Below are 18,311 nucleotides of genomic sequence, written 5' to 3'. Positions count from 1 at the left end.
CTGAAGACGGATGGCCTGAATCACAACTCGAGCGGGCAAGCGTTCTCCCTGCGCGGGCCGTGACCGGCGTCGCGCTGATGCATTGGAAAACGTTTTCCAAATTTAGGCATCGATCGGCGTGATGTCAATGAACTTTCACGCCGGAGGTGCCGGTAGAAACCCGGATAGTGGGAAAGGAGAGGTGGGGAAGGGGATCGAAATCGCGCGTGAATTGCCGGGAATTATTTTCGGGATCGATGCGGCGAAGCGCAGGGTGCCGGTTCGGATGCGGCAGGCCGGGGCGCTCTCTGGCGGCATGTGATCGATCACATTCGAGAGAAAACGTTATCCTTATGGGTCGAAGCGAATCGGGGCGTGCGTCGGCTCATCGATCACGACCGGCGCCCGGCCGCGGCGGCGCTGCTAGAGCTGGGCCTCGATCGCCGCCTTGTCGATCACCGACCAGACCTGGCGGATCTTGCCGTCGTGGAACTCGTAGAACACGTTCTCGGCGAACGTGACCTTCCTGCCGTCGACGGCGAGCCCCATGAACGTCCCTTTCGGCGAACACGCGAAGCGAAGCCGGCACGCGACGCGCGGCGGTTCGCACGCGAGCAGCCGGATGTCGAAACGGAGATCGGGAATGTCGCGGTAGTCCTGTTCCAGCATCGCGCGGTAACCGGCGAGGCCGAGCGGCCGGTCGTTGTGGATCACGTTGTCGTCGACATACCGGCCGAGCGCCGGCCAGTCCTGCCGGTTCAGGCAGTCGATATACGCGCGGTAGCGGGTGGCGAGATCGGTGTCGGCCATGGCCATGCCTCCGTGTGTCGATGGGGTGGGCGGAATGCGGCGCGCGTCACCGCGGCGCGTCTTCGCCGGACAAAAACGCCACGAACTCCCGCGTGTACTTCGGCAACGCATCGAACGACCGCGCGCAGAGCGTCAGCTTCCGGTGGCTCCACGGATCGGACAGCTCGACTAGCCGCACGTCCAGCGTCTGCATCGCACGCTCGGCCGCGTGCCGCGACACGATGCCGATGCCCACGCCGCTCGCGATCACGCGGCAGATCGCATCGAAGCTCTTCAGTTGCACGCGATAGCGGATCCGCTTGCCGAGCGCGCGCGCCTGGTCGGCGAGATGCACCTGCAGCGCGCTGCCGTCGGTAAGGCCGATGAAATCGGCATCGGCGATCGCGTCGAACGCGACCTTGTCGTGCGACGCGAGCGGATGCGCGGCCGGCACGACGACGATCAGCCAGTCTTCGCGGAACGGCTTCTGTTCGAGCCCGCCGAGCCCGACCGAATCGGCAACGATGCCGACCTCGGCGGTCTTGTTGCGGATCGCATGCACGATCTCCTGGCTCGAGCGCTCCTCGACGCTGATCGACAGCTTCGGATGATGCGGCAGGTAGTCGGCCAGCGCGTCGGGCAGGTATTCGCTCAGCGACGCCGTGTTGCACAGCAGCCGGATGTGGCCGCGCAGCCCCTGTCCATATTGCTGCAGTTCGCCGCGCATGTGGTCGATCTGCTGCAGCACGGTGCGCGCGTGGTGTTCGAGCGCGCGGCCGGCGTCGGTCGCCTGCGCGCCCGACTTGGTCCGGTGCAGCAGCGGCACGCCGAGCTCGTCCTCCATGCCGCGGATGCGCTCGCTCGCGGCCTGCAACGTGATGTGCGTGCGCTCGGCGCCGCTCGTGATCGTGCCGGCCTCGCAGATGTTCAGGAAGAGCCGCAGGTCGGTCAGGTCGAAGCGCATGATGAGCGGGGAGCGATAGCGTTGGAATGGCCGATAAGTTAGCAGGAACCGCAGTGTCGGTCTCAGGCGCAGCCTGAGGCCCGATTCGGCGGTTCCGCATTTTCGGGGCACGATCGATGCCCGATCATGGCCGCATCTCGACCGGGGAGCCTGTCATGCAGATCGATTCGTCGTGGGGTGTGTCGTTCAAGATCGCGTTGCATGTGTTGTTCCTGTGCATCGGCATCGCGTGGGCCTGTTCCGAATTCGTCGCATGGTTGCGTTGAGCACGGCGGCCCACTCCTATTGAAATCAATCCGCCATAGTCTGCCGAGACGAAAATTCTTCCGTTTTCACGCGAAAAGACCATCAAGTTTTTCGGGATCGGACCGTATTACCGGTAGTGAATGCCGGCCGGCGTCCGGTTCGTGATCGTTTGTCATCATTGTTTGCATCCGGTTACACGTCGGCCGTTCCGTTTTTGAGATGCTTGAAAGATTGTCAAATCGGAGTGGATCGTCCATGAAAACGCGCGAAATTTGCCGCAACGCGGCGTGGCTGCCGGGCCTGGCCGCCGTGCTCGTCATGGCCGGTTGTGCAAATACGCAGTCCGTTCCGCCGAGCGACACGCTGGCGGGGCAGTCGTCGCCGTCGAGCCAGCCCGTCGCTGCGCCGTCGGCCGCCACACCGCCGCCGGCGCCGATTCTCGTCGCGCAAAAGTACGTCGTGAAGCGCGGCGACACGCTGACGGGCATCGCGTCCGCGAACGGCTGCAGCGTTGCCGACCTGCGCACCTGGAACAAGCTGGCCGCTCACGGCAAGCTGCGCAAGGGGCAGGTGTTGCGCATCGTCAGGCAGCAGCCGCTGCCGCCGTCGGGCGCGGCTGGCACGCAGGCCGCCGCGCCGGCCGCCGCGAGCGGTGCGGTGGCCGGTAATCAGGCAACGGCACAGGCCGCATCGACGACGAGCGACCGTCAGGTCGTCAAGGAAACGAAGCGGCATGCGGGCGGTGTCGCGCTCAAGTGGCCCGCAAACGGCAAGATCGTCGACGGGTTCCGGCCGGGGCAGAACCGCGGCATCCAGATCGCCGGCCGGCCGGGCGACCCGGTTCGCGCCGCGGCCGACGGCCGCGTGATGTACGCGGGCACCGGCCTGAACGATTACGGCAGCCTGATCATCGTCCAGCACAACGCGGATTTCCTGACCGCCTATGCGCACAATCGCAAGGTGCTCGTGAAGACGGGCGACATCGTGCGCCAGGGCGACGAAATCGCCGAGATGGGCGATCTCGACAACTCGCGCGTCGCGCTGCTGTTCGAAGTGCGGCGCGACGGCAAGCCGGTGAATCCGATGCCGTACCTGCCTTCTTCGCAAGGATGAAGCCGGGCCGTTCTGCTGGAACGCGACGACGGTCGCTGCTAGGCTAGGGGCTGTTTGCGAGTCCCGCGCTTCGCGCGGGGCCGACGGGCGTCTCTCGGGGATGCGCGGCGAATGCCGTCGCGGGCCGGCCGTCGGCGTGAACGGGCGTGCATCGCCGATGCGCGCCCGTATTGCTTCGTGCCATCGTTTCCGACAGAACACACCTCATCCATGGAACACTCTCCGACACGCCGCTCGCTGTTGCTTGCCGCCGTTGCCGCACCGTTCGTCGCCGCGTGCACGTCCGCGCCAGTCGCCGACCAGGGGCGCGCCCACGCCGCGCAAGCCGAACTCGCCGCACTCGAGAAAGCGTCGAACGGCCGGCTCGGCATCGCCGCGCTCGATACGTCGAACGGCGTGCGCATCGCTCACCACGCGCGCGAGCGCTTCCCGCTGTGCGGCACGTATGCGGTCGTCGCGGCCGGCGCGATACTCGCGCGCGGCTCGCTCGACGCGTCGCTGCTGCCGCGCCGCATCCTGTACCGCCGCTACGAAGTCGTGTCGGGTTCGCCGATCACGGAAAGCCACGTCGACACGGGCATGACGATCGCGCAGCTTTGCGAGGCGATGCTGCGCTCGGGCGACAAGGGCGCGGGCAACCTGCTGATGGGCGTGCTCGGCGGCCCGCAGGCCGTCACGTCGTTCGCGCACGAGAGCGGCGACACGACGTTCCGCCTCGATCGCTGGGAACCCGAACTGAACAAGGCCGCGCCGGATGACGAACGCGACACGTCGACGCCGGTCGCGATGGTCGACACGCTGCAGCGGCTGCTGCTCGGCGACACGCTGCGCGAACCGCAGCGCGCGCAACTGACGGAGTGGATGGTCGGCGGCGCGCGCGGCGCAACCGGCATCGCGGCGGGCGTGCCGCCAGGCTGGCGCGTCGCGGACAAGGCCGGTACCGGCGGATACGGCACGACGACCGACGTCGCGGTGCTGTGGCCGCCGTCGCGCGCGCCGATCGTGATGGCCGTGTCGTTCACGCAGCCGCAGGCCGACGCGGCGGCTCGCGCGGACGTCGTCGCATCGGCGGCGCGCATCGCGGCGGGTGCACTCACCGCGACGGCCTGAGCGTCGCGCGCCTCGCGCAAAGCCGGCGTTTGGCTTATCGTGTCGGTCAGCGCGCGCCGGCGTCGGCGCGCGGACCTTCCGTTTCTTCTGCCTTTTCATGCGCCGACTTCCGCCCCTGCACGCGCTGCAGATCTTCTCGACGGTGGCTCGCCACCGCAGCTTCACGCGCGCGGCCGAGCAGCTTTGCATCACGCAGGGTGCGGTGAGCCGGCAGATCCAGACGCTCGAGGCGCATTACGGCTTTCCGCTGTTCAAGCGCCATGCGAAGGGCCTCACGCTGACGGCGGAGGGCGAGCAACTGCTGCCGGTGGTCAACGAGAGCTTCGCGCGGATCGAGGACATCTCGATGAAGCTCACGCGTCAGCGCACCGATCTCGCGCTGAAGGTGCCGACCTGCGTGATTCGCTGGATGCTGCCGCGCATCATGCGCTTCCAGGGCGAGCATCCCGATCTCCATGTGCAGATCACGACCGCGTGGCAGCACGACGTCGATTTCTCGACCGAGCCGTTCGACGCGGCGATCGTCTACGGCACGTCGCCGGGCGCGGGGGTGTTCGCGCTGCCGCTGTTCGACGAACGGCTGACGCCCGTGTGCGCGCCCGAGTTGCGGCAGGCGTCGCCGCTCGACGCGGTGGGCGATCTCGCGCGCCATACGCTGCTGCATCCGACTCGCGACCATCGCGATTGGCGTGCCTGGCTCGATCATGCGGGCGAGCGCGGCGTCGATCCCGCGCGCGGGCCGACCTTCGACACGCTCGATCTCGCGACGAACGCGGCGATGCAGGGCTTCGGCGTCGCGATCGGCGACGTGACGCTCGTCGACGACGACGTCAGCGCGCGCCGGCTCGAACGGCCGTTCGACATCGTGCTCGAGACCGGCGCACGCTACTTCTTCGTCTATCCCGAGAACATCGGCAACCAGCAGAAGATCCGCGCGTTCAGCGACTGGATCGCGCGCCATCGCGACTGACGTGTGGCCGAGCCGGCCCCGCCGCGTGCTGCGTGCTGCGAGCGCAACCGGTGTTACTGGTACGTCACGACGGCGATCATCGGTGCGCGATTATTGCCCGGACGGTTCGGTAAAACGATTGCGCGCGAGGCGTGCGTAAAGGTCGTGGTCTTCAGCGAACGCTGGCTCGCCGCGTCGACGAACGCGATCTGGCCGGTCGCCGGCCGCGGGCAGTCGGGGCGCACGTTCGCATGCGCGGCGTCGGCCGCGTCGAGCGCGAACGAGCAGGGCGGCTCGACGATCATGCCGGAGAAGTAGATGGTGCCGGACGCGCCGGCGGCAAAGGATGAGGACGTGGCCAGAAGCGAGCCGGCCAGGGCGAGCGAGGCGGCAAACAGGCGATGCTTCATGACAGGCTCCAGAGAAGAAGCGCGTCGCAGCGGGGCCGCTCGAATGGCAGTCCGTCAACGCTGCGATGCTGACTGCGTAAACGGCAAATCCATCGAATCTCTTGAATGAAAAATTGGAAGTAACGGGAATAAGCAAACTGCGGCGTATTCCTTCAATCAATTTATCTCAAATTTGAGCGGCCGCAAGTTGGGGTAATGCCGGTGTAGTAAGCGGAGTGGGATGCTGCCGGCGGAAGCAGTCTGTTGCGGGTGAATCGTTGCGTAATCAACGAATCGGCAGTAGCCCGAATCGTCGTTCACCAAAAGAAAACGGCCGCTCGTGATGACGAGCGGCCGTTCTGCGTGATGCGGTGTGGCGGCGCGATCAGTTCATGCGCTTGCGCACCGCGCCGACGACCACCAGCAGCACGATCGCGCCGATGATCGATGCGATCCAGCCCGCACCCTGGCCCGGCGCATACCAGCCGGCGGCGCGGCCGACGTAGCCTGCCACCAGCGAACCGACGATGCCGAGCACGGCCGTCATCAGGATGCCCATCTTGTCGTCGCCGGGCTTGAGCGCGCGGGCGAGGAGGCCGACGATGAGCCCGACGACCAGGGTTTCGATGAATTGCAGCATGAACGCCTCCCTATTGCTGTTGATCTGTTGACGAAAGGAAATTGACCCGTGCGGCCCACAAGGGTTCCATGCGGCGGCAAGCCGGCGCGTGGCGTGCCGAGTATCGCATGCCGGCGCGGCGAGCAGATGTCAGGCGTGCGGTGCGCCAGTCACCGGGTCGAGACGGCGGTAGCCTTCGGTCGCTTGCAGCAGCGTGCGCGTGTAGTCGCGCGCGACCTGCCCGGCGCGGACGTCCTCGACCCGAAGCTGCTCGACGATCTCGCCATGCTGCATCACGGCGACGCGCTGGCACAGGAAGCCGATCACCGCGAGGTTGTGGCTGACGAGGATCATCGTCAGGTTGCGTTCGCGATGCAGGCGGCGCAACAGGTTCAGGATCTCGGCCTGCACGGATACGTCGAGCGCGGACGTCGGCTCGTCGAGCAGCAGCACGCGCGGCTCGACGATCAGCGCACGCGCGATCGCGACGCGCTGCCGCTGGCCGCCCGACAACTGGTGCGGATAGCGGAAGCGGAATGCCGGGCCGAGTCCGACCTCGGCCAGCGCGCGGGCGATCCGCGTGTCGGCGTCGCCGATCGCATGGATCGACAGCGGTTCGCGCAGCGTCTGGTCGACCGTGAAGCGCGGATGCAACGACGCGTACGGATCCTGGAACACCATCTGCACGTGTCGGCGGAACGCGCGGTCGAGCGTGCCGCCGACCGGCCGGCCGTCGATCGACAGGCTGCCGGACGCGAGCGGCACGAGGCCCGTCAGCGCGCGCAGCAGCGTCGACTTGCCGGAACCCGATTCGCCGACGAGCCCGAACACCTCGCCGTCGCGCACCGCGAAGCTCGCGTCGCGCACGGCGTCGACGTGACCCGTGCGGGTCGGGAAACGGATCGATGCGTGATCGACGTCGATCATCGTGCGGCCTCCTGGCGATCGGCGGGCGGAATGGAAGGCGGCGCGGGATCGAGCCAGGCCGGATCGCGCCGCAGCACGGGCAGTTCGTCCGGCGGGTTCGCGAGCGGCGGGTTCGCCGCAAGCAGCCCGCGCGTATAGGGATGAGACGCGTCGCGCAGGTCGCGCGCGGCGCAGGTTTCGACCACGCGGCCCGCATACATCACCGCGACGCGATCGCAGAACGACATCACGAGCGGCAGGTCGTGGCTGATGAACATCAGGCCCGTGCCGTGCCGCGCGATCATCGCGTCGAGCACCGCGAGCACCTGCATCGACACCGCGACGTCGAGCGCGGACGTCGGTTCGTCGGCGATCAGCAGGCGCGGGCCGGTCGACACCATCATCGCGATCATCACGCGCTGGCCCATGCCGCCCGACAGTTCGTGCGGATACGCATCGGCGACGCGCGCCGGGTCGCGGATCTGCACGGCCGCGAGCGCATCGACGATCCGTTCGCGCAGCGCGCGGCCGCGCAACCCGGGCTCGTGCAGCCGGAACGCTTCGCCCATCTGCTTCGCGACCGTCATCACCGGGTTCAGTGAATACTTCGGGTCCTGCAGGATCATGCCCATCTGGCTGCCGCACAGCCGCCGGCGTTCGCGCGGCGACATCGCGAGCAGGTCGTGGCCGCCGAAGCGCATCGTGCGCGCCGACCAGCGCGCGGCGTCGGGCAGCAGGCCGAGCAGCGCGCGGCCCGTCAGCGACTTGCCGGAACCCGATTCGCCGACGATGCCGAGCCGTTCGCCGGGCGCGAGCGTCAGCGACAGGTCGCGCACGGCATCGGACACGACGCCGTCGTGCCCGCGAAAGCCGATCTTCAGCCCGTCGATCTCGCAGAGCGGCGCGGTGGCGGTATTCATCGGCATGTCACGCTCCATGGCGGGGATCGAAGACGTCGCGCAGCCCGTCGCCGAGCAGGTTGAACGCGAGGCTCACGAGCAGGATCGCAATGCCGGGCAGCGTCGCGACCCACCATGCGTCGAGCAGCACGTTGCGGCCCGACGCGACCATGAAGCCCCACTCGGGGCTCGGCGGCTGCGCGCCGAGGCCGAGGAAGCCGAGGCCCGCGACGGTCAGGATGATGCCGGCCATGTCGAGCGTCGCGCGCACGATCACCGACGACATGCACAGCGGCACGATGTAGCGCAGCAGGATGCGCGGCCCCGACGCGCCTTGCAATCGCGCGGCGTGGATGTAGTCGGCCTGCGCGATGCGGATCGTCTCCGCGCGCGCGAGCCGCGCATAGGCGGGCCATGCGGTGATCGAGATCGCGACGACCGCGTTGATCACGCCGGGCCCGAGCGCGGCCGCGAATGCGAGCGCGAGCACGATCTTCGGGAACGCGAGCGCGACGTCGGTGATGCGCATCAGCACGCTGTCGACGAAGCCGCCGCAATAGCCGGCCGTCGTGCCGATTAGCAGGCCGATCGGCACGACGATCACGACGACGAGCAGCGCGATGCCGAGCGTGAGGCGCGAGCCGGCGATCAGCCGCGAGAGAATGTCGCGGCCGAGCTGGTCGGTGCCGAACCAGTGCGACGGCGAGCCGGGCGGCAGCAGGCGGTCGGACAGCACCTGGCGCAGCGGATCGTGCGGCATGATCAGCGGGCCGACGATCGCGACGACGATCAGCGCGACGAGGATCGCGAGCCCGAACAGGTTGAGCGGATTCGTGGCGAAACGGCGCCAGCGTCGGTACGCGAGGCCGAGCGCGGCCTGCGAGCGCGACGCGGGCGCATCGGAAAGCAGCCACGCGCGCAGCGTGAGGCGCTCGGCGTTCATGATTGGACGACCTTCGGCATGGGCGATGAAAGAAGCAGGGGGGATGCGGTCATGTCGAAACGGCCCTCAGCGCGCACGCGGATCGAACACGCGGTACAGCGCGTCGGTCAGCAGGTTGACGGTGATGAACATCGCGCCGATCACGAGCGTCGCGCCGAGCACCGCGCTCATGTCGGCGTTCAGCAGCGCGCCGGTCAGGTACGAGCCGAGCCCCGGCCACGCGAACACGATCTCGGTCAGCACCGAGCCTTCGAGCAGGTTGCTGTACGTGAGCGCGATCACGGTCAAGAGCGGCACCGCGATGTTGCCGAACGCATGCCGCCAGATCACGCGGCGCTCGGACAAGCCCTTCGCGCGCGCGGTGACGATGTATTCCTGGCTCAACTGATCGAGCATGAACGAGCGCGTCATGCGGCTGAGATACGCGACCGAGTAGTAGCCGAGGATCGCGGCCGGCAGCGCGATGTGCGACACCGCGTTGCGGAACACGTCCCATTCGCCGGCGAGCACCGCGTCGATCAGCAGGCTGCCGGTGCGCGGATCGACCATCCCGTCGTACACGGGATCGAGCCGGCCGGGCCCGCCGACCCAGTGCAGCCGCGCGTAGAACAGCAGCAGCCCCATCAGCCCGAGCCAGAACACCGGCACGGAATTGCCGATCAGCCCGACGAAGCGCGCGATGTGATCGATCGGCCGGTTGTGCTTCACGGCGGCCGCGACACCGAGCGGCACGCCGATCGCGATGCCGATCAGCGTCGCGATCGTCGCCAGTTCGAGCGTGGCCGGGAACACGCGCTTGATGTCGTCGAGCACGGGGTTCGCGGTCAGCAGCGACATGCCGAGATTGCCGTGCAGCACGTCGCGCGCGTAGATCAGGAATTGCGTGACGAGCGGCTTGTCGAGCCCGAGCGCAATGCGTTCGGCCGCGTACGCCTCGGCCGACGCGCGATCGCCGAGGATCGCGAGCACGGGATCGATCGGCACCTTGCGGCCGATCACGAACGTCAGCGCGAGCAGCCCGGCGAACGTGACGGCGAGCGTGAGCGCCCAGCGCAGCACGCGCAGTGCCCAGCGCACGGCCGGGCGCCGCGCGGGCAGCGTGCGCAGTGCTTCGAGGGAGGAGGCGGGAGTCGACATGCGGCGAATCTTATTGCTTCTTCAGGTTACGGTACGACACGAGATCGTTGATCGGCCCGACTTCGAGCCCGCTCACGCCGGGCCGCGTCGCCACCTGCGCGACTTTCTCGAACATGATCACGAACGGCGAGCGCGCGAGCACTTCCTTCTGCATCCCCTGGTAGAGCTGCGCGCGTTTTGCAGCGGTCGGTTCGGCGAGCGCGGTGTCGGTTTGCTTCGTGAGCTGCGGGATGTCCCAGCTGTTGCGCCAGGCCAGCATTTTATAGCTCGACTTGTCGGAATTGTCCGGATTCCACGTAAAGCCCTGCGCGTTGCTGTGCGGATCGATGTAGTCGGCCGACCATTCGCCGATGTAGATGTCGTGCTGGCGCGCGCGGTATTTCGCGAGCGTCTGCTTGTTGTCGCCGGGGATCAGCTGCACCTTGATGCCGGCCTGCGCGAAGTTTGCCTGCACGGCCTGTGCGATCTCCGTGTACGGATAGTCGTTGCGCACGTCCATCGTCACCGTGAAGCCTCCGGGCACGCCGGCCTTCGCGAGCAGCGCCTTCGCCTTCGCGACGTCGAGCTTGTACGGGTTCGTGTTCAGCGTGCCGAGGAAGCCTTCGGGCAGGAAGGTCTGGTGCACCTTGTAGGTCGTCTTCACGACATTGCCCTGGATGCCGGCATAGTCGACGAGCCATTTCAGCGCTTCCTGCACGTCGGGCTTCGCGAGCGTCGGGTTCTTCGTGTTCAGGCCGAGATACAGCAGCGTCGCCTGCGGTGACGCCGCGACCTTCGCCTTGCCGGATTTCACGACGGAAGCGAGATCGTCGGGGCTCAGGTCGCGTGCGGCATCGACGTCGCCGTTTTCCAGCAGCAGGCGCTGGCTCGCGGCTTCGGGCACGTGGCGCAGCACGATGCGCTTCATCGCGAGCGGCAGCCGGTAGCCGTCGAAACGCTGCAGCACGATGCTGTCGCCGGCCGTCCACTTGACCAGCTTGTACGCGCCGGAGCCGGCCTCGTTGGTCTTCAGCCATGCGTTGCCGAAGTCGCTGCCCTGCTGGTGCGACAGCAGCAGCTTCTTGTCCAGCACCGACGCGGGCCATGAGCCGAGCACGTTCAGCACGAAGGTCGGCGCGTATTTGCGGTCGGTCGTGACCGACACCGTCAGGTCGTCGAGCTTCTTCACGTTCGCCGCGACGTTCTCCTTCGTGAGGCCGATGCCGGTCAGCACGGCGGCCGGGCCCTTGTCGAGCAGCACCGCGCGCTGGATCGACCACGCGACGTCGTCGGCCGTCAGCGGGTTGCCCGAATGGAACTTGAGGCCGGGGCGCAGCGTGAACGTATAGGTCAGCCCGTCGGTGCTCACCGTCCACGATTGCGCGACATCGCCGTTGAATTTCGACGGATCGCGCAGGTCGACGCGCACGAGCCGGTCGTACGTGTTCGCGACGTATTCCTCCGGCACCAGCTCGTAGATCTCGCCCGGGTCGAGCGTCGTGAATTCGTCGAGCAGCGTGGCCATCACGAACAGGTCCTTCGGCGTTTCCGCGTACGCAGCGGAAAGCGGAACGGCGGCGAGAACGGACGCGGCGGCCAGCGCCGCGACGAGCCGGGATGTCAGGGGTTTCATGTGCGCTCCATCGTGAGGTGAACGTGCAATGGGTGAACGTAAAACGGCAAAGGGACGTGCATCACATCAGGCGCCACGGGCCGCTCGCCGCGTTGTCGATCTGCGGCAACGCGTGCGAACCGGGCAGTTCGTAGTGCCACCATTCGCTGTCGATATGCGCGAAGCCGGCCGCGTGCATCACGCCGAGCAGCAGCAGGCGGTTGCGTTGCACGGCTTCGGGCAGCCCCGCGTGGAAGTGGCCGGACGCGGCGACCATCTCGTCGAAGCCCGTGCCCATGTCGAGCGGCTCGCCGTTCGCGCCGACCAGCGTCAGGTCGAGCGCGGTGCCGCGGCTGTGATTCGAGCCGCGGCCGAGATCGGCGATGAAGTTCGGATCGGGCAGGAAATCCCACAGCACCTGCTGCGCTTGCGGCGGCCGGTACGCGTCGTAGATGCGCAGCGTGAAGCCGGCCTGCGCGGCGACGTCGACCGCGCGGCGCAATGCGGCTTCGGCCGGCTCCAGCAGCAGGCAGTGCGCGCGGCGGTAGATCGGCTTGCCGGTCAGGTTGCGGTCGGTCGCGTAGACGAGATCGATGTCGACGCGATGCGTGGCTGGCGTGATTTCGACGAGGCGGTGGTCGTTCATCGGCGGTTCGGGTTCGTTCAGGCTCGCTCAGGATTCGAATTGGTCGAACGTGTGCTGCAGTTCGCGGTTGCGTGCGACGCGCCGGTCGATCGCGGGGCCGAGGCGGTCGACGACAGCCGTGATCAGCAGGTTGAACAGGCAGGTGAGCGGCGCGAGCGAATCCCAGAACTGGCCCACGTCGGTCTTCACCTGCAGCAGGTCGGCCGGCCATTCGCGCGCCCACGGGCACGAGAGATCGGTGACCAGCGCGAACGGCTGCCCGCGCTCGGCGGCCGCCTGGCAATAGCGGCGTGCGCTGCGCGAATACGCGCGCGTGTCGGTGACGATGCAGTACGGCCGATCGAATTCGGAGTTCAGCGAATCGACGTACGAGCCCGACTGGCCGTCGGAATAGAACACGCGCGGGCGCAGGTATTCGAGGTAGCTGCTGAACGCGTTGCTGATCCCGCGCGTCGACTGGATGCCGAGGATGAACACGGCGTCGGCATGCGCGATGCGGTCGGCGACCTGCGCGAACACGGGGCCTTCGGCGAGCCGGTACACGTGGCGGATCGCGTCGAGCTCGCGTTCGAGCGACGACGCGAGCGTGCCGTCGCTGCCGCTGCCTTCGGCCGGTTGCGCGCCGGCGACGCGGCGGTATTCGTCGAGCCGGTCGGTGATCATCCACGGGCGATCGCCGCCGCCGCGCAGTTCGCGCTTCAGGTCGTCGAGATTGCGGTAGCCGACGCTGCGCAGGAAGCGCCCGACCGAGATGCCGCTCGTGCCGGCCTGCTGCGCGATCTGGTCGGCCGTCTCGAGCCCGAGCCGGTCGAGGTTCGCGAGCATGTAGCTCGCGATGCGCTTGGCGGTCGGCGTCAGCTCCGCATAGCGGGATTCGACGGTACGGGCGAACGCGCAGGTCATCGGATGTTAGATCGTTGTCGTCTGAGGATCGAATGTCATCTATCTAACAAAGCCAAAATCATTCACGCCAGCGGATAAAAACTATGGTGTGAGGATGAGTGATAGGGTCGAAAGCGCGTTCGGCGGCGGGGGGTGGTATGCAAGAACGTTTTATGTCTGTCAGGAATATTTTTCGTTTATGCATGTGAGGAATAATTTGCGTTTATGCCTGTCAGGAATATACTGCGTTTATTGCCTACAGGAATACGCGCCGTGAATTTCATCGTCAATACGCCCGCGCAACTGGGCGAAATCCTGTCTTCCGCGCGTCAAACCAAGGGTCTGACGCAAGCCGAAGCGGCAGTGCGAATCGGCGTGGGCCAGTCGCGTCTGTCGCTGCTCGAAACCACGCGTACCGAAAGCCTGTCGCTCAGCCAGTTGCTCGAGCTGACAGCGCTGTACGGTCTCGAACTCAGCATCCGCACGAAGGACGGGCGCGACGCAGCCGACGTCGAGTGGTAAGCGATGGGACGCAAATCGCACACTCGCGCGCTGTCGATCTGGACGAATGGCCAGAGGGTGGGGACTTGGCGGATTCCCGCGCGCGGCGACATGGAACTGCTGTACGACGCCGGCTGGAAGCAGTCGGCCGTCGGCCGCCCGTTGTCGTTGTCGCTGCCGTTTGGTGTCGGCGATGCCCCGTTGCGCGGTGAACGCGTCAATCATTACTTCGACAACCTGCTTCCGGACAGTGACGCCATTCGGCGCCGATTGGCCGCCAGGTTCGGCACGGCGACGACCGAGCCGTTCGATCTGCTTGCCGCGCTCGGTCGTGACTGCGTCGGGGCGGTGCAATTGCTCGGCGAAGACGATGCGCCAACCGGCCTGGATCGTATCGACGGTACGCCGCTGTCGGACGAGGACGTCGTACGCGTGCTCGATCAGGCGAGCGGCGTGGCGACGGGGGCCGAAGACGACGACGATTTCCGGCTGTCGCTGGCCGGTGCGCAGGAAAAGACCGCATTGCTGTTTCACGACGGGCGCTGGATGCGCCCGCATGGCGCCACGCCGACGACGCATATTCTCAAGTTGCCGCTCGGGCTGGTCGGCAACAAGCGGGCCGATCTCACGGCCTCCGTCGAGAACGAGTGGCTGTGTCTCGCGATCCTGCGAGCATTCGGCCTGCCCGCGGCGGGTGCGGAAATCGTGCGTTTCGGCGCGCACAAGGTACTGTCGGTCGAACGGTTCGATCGTGTGTTGCATCGTGACGGCGGGTGGCTGTTGCGCTTGCCGCAGGAAGATTTCTGCCAGGCGCTCGGCGTGCCGCCTCACCTGAAGTACGAGTCGCAGGGCGGCCCCGGCGTGCCCGACCTGGCGGGCCTTCTGCGCCGTTCGGAAACGGCGCGCGAGGATATCGACACACTGTTCGCGGCCCTGATCGTGTTCTGGATGCTCGCTGCACCGGACGGGCATGCGAAGAACTTCAGCCTGCGCCTGCTGCCGGGCGGCCGTTTCCGCCTCACGCCGCTCTACGACGTGATGTCGATCTGGCCGGTTGAGGGCGATGGCGCGAACCAGTGGTCGTGGCACAAGGCGAAGCTCGCGATGGCCGTGCACGGCAAGCGCAAGCACTATGCGATGCGCGATATCACGCGACGGCACTTCACCGCGATGGCCGAATATTGCCTGCTCGGCGATATCGCGACGCCGATCGTCGAACGGCTCATTGCGATGACGCCGCACGTGATCGAGTCGGTCGGCGCTGCACTGCCTCCCGGTTTTCCGGCGAGGGTTGCGGAACGCATTCTGGGTGGACTGCGGTTCGCCGCGCAGCGGCTCGCCGACATGCCGCGGGAGTAAACCGTGGCCGGCGCGGCCCGGTTAGCCGATGTTCGACGTATCGGCATTCGCCTGTTTTCCGTTTTTCACGATCAGTTATCCGAATCGACTGCATCGTATCGCATCGGTGATCGCGCGTTGTGCGCATCAATCGTCTCTCGTCGCCATTCGTGACATCACGACCTGCCGCGGTCGTATTTCCGCATTCACCGCACCTGACCGATTCGCCGACATCCGTCGCCGCCCGGCATCCCTCCGCACCGCAATAATTACAAAATTAAAGTCGATCAGATTAAATCATTAATTCAGGTTAATAATTCATTTAAGTTTCGCGGCGATTTGGATTTAACTTGCGTCACGGGATGTTTGATTTTCGATAATCCGAAAAACGGCAAGTATTCCGTAATGGAAATTCGCTCAATCGCAAGAATGAAGAGGAAATCATGACGAATCTTTCTCGACGCAAGATGTTGGCGGGTACGGCCGGCGCCATTGCCGCGGCGGGCATCGCGGTATCGGCCAAGGCTGCCTCGTTCGGCAATCCGGACAGTCCGCCGGAAGGTGAGGTGAATGCGCGCAACCGCCAGAGCCTGACCGACCCGGGTCCGAAAAATCCGGCAATCGCCAACCAGTTTCCGTCTTTTCAGGATCCGCCGGCCACCGATATCAACGGGATGCCATTATTCTGGGCGTCGTTCAATAATGCCCATAAACGAATTCAAAATGGAGGATGGGCGCGCGAAGTCACGCAGGACGATTTTGCGATTTCGGAAACCATTTCCGGCGTCAACATGCGCCTGACGCGCGGCGGCATTCGCGAGATGCACTGGCACCAGCAGGCCGAGTGGGCGATCATGCTCGACGGCCGCTGCCGGATCACGGTGCTCGACGAGTTGGGGCGGCCGTCGGTGCAGGACGTGAAAACCGGCGATCTCTGGTATTTCCCGCCCGGCCTGCCGCATTCGCTGCAGGGCCTCGGCACCGACGGCGCCGAATTCCTGCTCGCGTTCGATAACGGCCGTGCGTCGGAATTCAATACGCTGCTGCTGACCGACTGGATCGCGCATACGCCGCCCGACGTGCTCGCGCTGAACTTCGGCGTGCCGGCCGATGCGTTCAGGAACGTTCCGCTCGACAACCTGTGGATCTTCCAGGGCGACGAGCCCGGCCCGCTCGCGCAAGCGCAGCGCGCGTCGGCTTCGTCGGCCGGTGCGCCGCCGCATCCGTTCGTCTTCTCGCTCGGCGACATGAAGCCGGTCAGGAAGACGCGCGGCGGCGAAGTTCGGATCGCGGACAGCACCAACTTCAACGTGTCGACGACGGTCGCGGCGGCGCTCGTCACCGTGCATCCGGGAGGTATGCGCGAGCTGCACTGGCATCCGAACGCGGACGAATGGCAGTACTACCTGCAGGGCGAGGCGCGGATGACCGTGTTCGACACGGGGCCGAAGGCGCAGACCGCCGACTTCCGCGCGGGCGACGTCGGCTACGTGAAGAAGAGCCTCGGACACTACGTGCAGAACACCGGCAAGACCGACCTGGTGTTCCTCGAGATCTTCAAGACCGACCGCTACGCCGAGGTGTCGCTGTCCGACTGGCTCGCGCACACGCCGCCGAAGCTCGTCGAGGCGCACCTGAACCTCGCGCCGGACGTGATCGCGCAGTTTCCGCGCAACCGTCCCGACGTCGTGCCGCTGTAACGCTACCGTCGTCCTGCCGTGGCCGGCAGGCGGCAGGCCGGCCGCGGCGCCTGCTTCCTTGCAAGCCTTCCTTATCCGAACGGAACCACACCATGATTCCCGTCACGAGCAAACCCGCTGGCGGCTTCGCGCTGCCGGCTCTGTCTCCCGAGCGCACCGACGGCGCCGCGCGCGCCGCGCTGGAAGGTCGCCGCACCGGTGTCGCCGCGCTGCTGCCGTTCGTCGGCCCGGCCGTGATCGCGTCGATCGGCTATATGGATCCCGGCAACTTCGCGACCAACATCCAGGCCGGCGCCGCGTACGGCTACCGGCTGCTGTGGGTCGTGCTGGTCGCGAACGCGATCGCGATGCTGTTCCAGGCGATGTCGGCCAAGCTCGGCATCGTGACCGGCCGGAATCTCGCGGAGCTGTGCCGCGACCGTTTCCCCGCGCCGGTCGTGTGGGGCATGTGGGCCGCGTCCGAGATCGCCGCGATGGCGACCGATCTCGCCGAATTCCTCGGCGGCGCGCTCGCATTCGGGCTGTTGTGCCACCTGTCGCTATTCGCGGGGATGATCGCGACGGCATGCGCGACCTGCGCGATCCTCGCGCTCGAAAAGCGCGGCTTCCGGCCGCTGGAAGCCGCGATCGCAGCGCTGGTCGGCGTGATCGGCGGGTGTTATCTCGGCGAACTGCTGATCGCGCCGCAGGACTGGCACGCGGCCGCGTTCCACCTGGTTGTCCCGCAGATTCCGGATCATGCGGCGCTGACGATCGCGGTCGGGATCATCGGCGCGACGATCATGCCGCACACGCTGTATCTGCATTCGGGCCTGACGCAGGATCGCGCCGTGCCGCGCGACGACACGGAACGGCGGCGGCTCGTGCGTTTCTCGAACCGCGAGGTCGTCGTCGCGCTCGGGCTGGCCGGGTTCGTGAATCTCGCGATGGTGATGATGGCGTCGTCGGCGTTCCACCTGAGCGCGCCGGGCATGACCGACATCGGCGACGCGTATCACACGCTGATCCCGGTGCTCGGGCCGGCGGCCGGTGCGCTGTTTCTCGTCGCGCTGGTGACGTCGGGCGTGTCGAGTTCGGTGGTCGGCACGATGGCCGGGCAGGTCGTGATGCAGGGTTTCATCCGCCGCCGCATGTCGGTATGGGTGCGGCGCGCGGTGACGATCGCACCCGCGTTCGCGGTGGTCGCGCTCGGCTGCGACGTCACGCGCGCAATGGTGGCGAGCCAGGTCGTGCTGAGTTTCGTGCTGCCGATGCCGATGATCGCGCTGCTGATGCTGTCGGCGCGGGAGGACGTGATGGGTGCTTACGCGATGCGGATGCCGCTGCGGATCGTCGCCGGCGCGGCGACGATCGTGATCGTCGGGCTGAATGCGTATCTGGTGTGGGCGGCATTCAATTGACCGGCGGCGGTGCGCGGCGACCGCCGGGCCGCCGCCTGCTGTGCTGCATGTCCGGTGCTGCGCGCAGCCGCCAGATCGCATTGCACTGCTGGCCGCCGAGGCTCGTCCAGCGCAGCGTGATGACGGCGCCGGCCGCGACCCGATACCAGAAATGCACCATCGGTTCGGTGCCGTTGCGCTGCGCGTGCCCGTCGACCAGCACTTCGCACC

At 66.7% G+C, this 18,311-nt stretch carries 19 protein-coding genes; 7 read left to right on the top strand and 12 right to left on the bottom strand.

The window, feature by feature from the left end; genetic code table 11:
• Positions 1–402: 402 nt before the first annotated feature.
• Both GD429_RS12115 and GD429_RS12110 read right to left on the bottom strand, forming a co-directional pair.
• Positions 403–789, bottom strand: coding sequence for an ester cyclase (locus GD429_RS12115; protein WP_152857140.1), 387 nt, complete (start codon positions 787–789; stop codon positions 403–405).
• A 46-nt stretch (positions 790–835) separates the two neighbouring features.
• Entirely contained in the window at positions 836–1,732 is an 897-nt protein-coding gene (locus tag GD429_RS12110) for a LysR substrate-binding domain-containing protein (protein WP_152857139.1), read from the bottom strand.
• 501 nt (positions 1,733–2,233) lie between these two features.
• On the opposite strand from GD429_RS12110, the gene GD429_RS12105 reads away from it, so the two are divergent.
• The 3 genes from GD429_RS12105 to GD429_RS12095 all read left to right on the top strand — a co-directional run bounded on the left by GD429_RS12105 (position 2,234) and on the right by GD429_RS12095 (position 5,171).
• Positions 2,234–3,091, top strand: coding sequence for a peptidoglycan DD-metalloendopeptidase family protein (locus GD429_RS12105; RefSeq protein WP_152857138.1), 858 nt, complete (start codon positions 2,234–2,236; stop codon positions 3,089–3,091).
• Between the two features lie 210 nt (positions 3,092–3,301).
• Entirely contained in the window at positions 3,302–4,201 is a 900-nt protein-coding gene (bla, locus tag GD429_RS12100) for a class A beta-lactamase (protein WP_152857137.1), read from the top strand.
• Between the two features lie 97 nt (positions 4,202–4,298).
• Positions 4,299–5,171, top strand: a complete 873-nt coding sequence (locus GD429_RS12095; protein WP_152857136.1) for a LysR substrate-binding domain-containing protein — start codon at positions 4,299–4,301, stop codon at positions 5,169–5,171.
• Between the two features lie 53 nt (positions 5,172–5,224).
• Here GD429_RS12095 and GD429_RS12090 read toward each other — a convergent pair whose 3' ends face one another.
• The 9 genes from GD429_RS12090 to sapR form a co-directional block, all read right to left on the bottom strand.
• The gene (locus GD429_RS12090) at positions 5,225–5,560 is read right to left on the bottom strand and encodes a type 1 fimbrial protein (RefSeq protein WP_152857135.1); all 336 of its coding nucleotides are present in this window, start codon (positions 5,558–5,560) and stop codon (positions 5,225–5,227) included.
• A 364-nt stretch (positions 5,561–5,924) separates the two neighbouring features.
• Complete coding sequence (locus tag GD429_RS12085; RefSeq protein WP_152857134.1) at positions 5,925–6,179, bottom strand: GlsB/YeaQ/YmgE family stress response membrane protein; 255 nt, start codon at positions 6,177–6,179, stop codon at positions 5,925–5,927.
• Between the two features lie 129 nt (positions 6,180–6,308).
• Complete coding sequence (locus GD429_RS12080) at positions 6,309–7,085, bottom strand: ABC transporter ATP-binding protein (RefSeq protein WP_152857133.1); 777 nt, start codon at positions 7,083–7,085, stop codon at positions 6,309–6,311.
• A complete protein-coding gene (locus tag GD429_RS12075) occupies positions 7,082–7,990 on the bottom strand; it encodes an ABC transporter ATP-binding protein (RefSeq protein ID WP_152857132.1) in 909 nt (302 codons plus the stop codon). Before GD429_RS12075 ends, GD429_RS12080 begins: the two co-directional genes overlap by 4 nt.
• Before the next feature lies 1 nt (position 7,991).
• Entirely contained in the window at positions 7,992–8,906 is a 915-nt protein-coding gene (gene nikC / locus GD429_RS12070) for a nickel transporter permease (RefSeq protein ID WP_096474060.1), read from the bottom strand.
• Between the two features lie 66 nt (positions 8,907–8,972).
• Positions 8,973–10,043, bottom strand: coding sequence for an ABC transporter permease (locus GD429_RS12065; RefSeq protein ID WP_152857131.1), 1,071 nt, complete (start codon positions 10,041–10,043; stop codon positions 8,973–8,975).
• Positions 10,044–10,053: 10 nt separating this feature from the next.
• On the bottom strand, positions 10,054–11,655 hold the full coding sequence (locus tag GD429_RS12060; RefSeq protein WP_152857130.1) for an ABC transporter substrate-binding protein: 1,602 nt from the start codon (positions 11,653–11,655) through the stop codon (positions 10,054–10,056).
• Positions 11,656–11,716: 61 nt separating this feature from the next.
• Positions 11,717–12,280, bottom strand: a complete 564-nt coding sequence (gene ddpX, locus GD429_RS12055; protein WP_034180278.1) for a D-alanyl-D-alanine dipeptidase — start codon at positions 12,278–12,280, stop codon at positions 11,717–11,719.
• A 27-nt stretch (positions 12,281–12,307) separates the two neighbouring features.
• Positions 12,308–13,183: a sap1 transcriptional regulator SapR gene (gene sapR / locus GD429_RS12050; protein ID WP_152857129.1), complete on the bottom strand. Its 876-nt coding sequence runs from the start codon at positions 13,181–13,183 to the stop codon at positions 12,308–12,310.
• Positions 13,184–13,435: 252 nt separating this feature from the next.
• On the opposite strand from sapR, the gene GD429_RS12045 reads away from it, so the two are divergent.
• The 4 genes from GD429_RS12045 to GD429_RS12030 all read left to right on the top strand — a co-directional run bounded on the left by GD429_RS12045 (position 13,436) and on the right by GD429_RS12030 (position 18,101).
• The gene (locus GD429_RS12045) at positions 13,436–13,684 is read left to right on the top strand and encodes a helix-turn-helix transcriptional regulator (RefSeq protein ID WP_321574554.1); all 249 of its coding nucleotides are present in this window, start codon (positions 13,436–13,438) and stop codon (positions 13,682–13,684) included.
• 3 nt (positions 13,685–13,687) lie between these two features.
• Positions 13,688–15,022 (top strand): type II toxin-antitoxin system HipA family toxin, encoded by a 1,335-nt coding sequence (locus tag GD429_RS12040; RefSeq protein ID WP_152857127.1) that lies wholly within the window; start codon positions 13,688–13,690, stop codon positions 15,020–15,022.
• A 422-nt stretch (positions 15,023–15,444) separates the two neighbouring features.
• Positions 15,445–16,701 carry an oxalate decarboxylase family bicupin gene (locus GD429_RS12035; protein ID WP_152857126.1) on the top strand — a complete coding sequence of 419 codons (1,257 nt, stop codon included), beginning with the start codon at positions 15,445–15,447 and terminating at the stop codon, positions 16,699–16,701.
• A 92-nt stretch (positions 16,702–16,793) separates the two neighbouring features.
• Positions 16,794–18,101, top strand: coding sequence for an Nramp family divalent metal transporter (locus GD429_RS12030; protein WP_152857125.1), 1,308 nt, complete (start codon positions 16,794–16,796; stop codon positions 18,099–18,101).
• Here GD429_RS12030 and GD429_RS12025 read toward each other — a convergent pair.
• Complete coding sequence (locus GD429_RS12025; RefSeq protein WP_227791619.1) at positions 18,094–18,303, bottom strand: hypothetical protein; 210 nt, start codon at positions 18,301–18,303, stop codon at positions 18,094–18,096. The two genes, GD429_RS12030 and GD429_RS12025, sit on opposite strands and share 8 nt — an antisense overlap.
• Positions 18,304–18,311 lie beyond the last annotated feature (8 nt).

The sequence above is a fragment of the Burkholderia sp. BE17 genome, from assembly GCF_009362305.1.
GTDB lineage: Bacteria > Pseudomonadota > Gammaproteobacteria > Burkholderiales > Burkholderiaceae > Burkholderia > Burkholderia pyrrocinia_C.
This window is presented reverse-complemented; position numbering and strand designations above follow the sequence as displayed.

Excerpts from the sequence above, each read along its gene's own strand:
- GD429_RS12065 (WP_152857131.1), bottom strand. The coding sequence starts at position 10,043 with ATGTCGACTCCCGCCTCCTCCCTCGAAGCACTGCGCACGCTGCCCGCG.
- GD429_RS12060 (WP_152857130.1), bottom strand. The coding sequence starts at position 11,655 with ATGAAACCCCTGACATCCCGGCTCGTCGCGGCGCTGGCCGCCGCGTCC.
- nikC (WP_096474060.1), bottom strand. The coding sequence starts at position 8,906 with ATGAACGCCGAGCGCCTCACGCTGCGCGCGTGGCTGCTTTCCGATGCG.
- sapR (WP_152857129.1), bottom strand. The coding sequence starts at position 13,183 with ATGACCTGCGCGTTCGCCCGTACCGTCGAATCCCGCTATGCGGAGCTG.
- GD429_RS12110 (WP_152857139.1), bottom strand. The coding sequence starts at position 1,732 with ATGCGCTTCGACCTGACCGACCTGCGGCTCTTCCTGAACATCTGCGAG.
- GD429_RS12085 (WP_152857134.1), bottom strand. The coding sequence starts at position 6,179 with ATGCTGCAATTCATCGAAACCCTGGTCGTCGGGCTCATCGTCGGCCTC.
- bla (WP_152857137.1), top strand. The coding sequence starts at position 3,302 with ATGGAACACTCTCCGACACGCCGCTCGCTGTTGCTTGCCGCCGTTGCC.
- GD429_RS12090 (WP_152857135.1), bottom strand. The coding sequence starts at position 5,560 with ATGAAGCATCGCCTGTTTGCCGCCTCGCTCGCCCTGGCCGGCTCGCTT.
- GD429_RS12095 (WP_152857136.1), top strand. The coding sequence starts at position 4,299 with ATGCGCCGACTTCCGCCCCTGCACGCGCTGCAGATCTTCTCGACGGTG.
- GD429_RS12030 (WP_152857125.1), top strand. The coding sequence starts at position 16,794 with ATGATTCCCGTCACGAGCAAACCCGCTGGCGGCTTCGCGCTGCCGGCT.
- GD429_RS12035 (WP_152857126.1), top strand. The coding sequence starts at position 15,445 with ATGACGAATCTTTCTCGACGCAAGATGTTGGCGGGTACGGCCGGCGCC.
- ddpX (WP_034180278.1), bottom strand. The coding sequence starts at position 12,280 with ATGAACGACCACCGCCTCGTCGAAATCACGCCAGCCACGCATCGCGTC.
- GD429_RS12040 (WP_152857127.1), top strand. The coding sequence starts at position 13,688 with ATGGGACGCAAATCGCACACTCGCGCGCTGTCGATCTGGACGAATGGC.
- GD429_RS12080 (WP_152857133.1), bottom strand. The coding sequence starts at position 7,085 with ATGATCGACGTCGATCACGCATCGATCCGTTTCCCGACCCGCACGGGT.
- GD429_RS12105 (WP_152857138.1), top strand. The coding sequence starts at position 2,234 with ATGAAAACGCGCGAAATTTGCCGCAACGCGGCGTGGCTGCCGGGCCTG.
- GD429_RS12115 (WP_152857140.1), bottom strand. The coding sequence starts at position 789 with ATGGCCGACACCGATCTCGCCACCCGCTACCGCGCGTATATCGACTGC.
- GD429_RS12075 (WP_152857132.1), bottom strand. The coding sequence starts at position 7,990 with ATGCCGATGAATACCGCCACCGCGCCGCTCTGCGAGATCGACGGGCTG.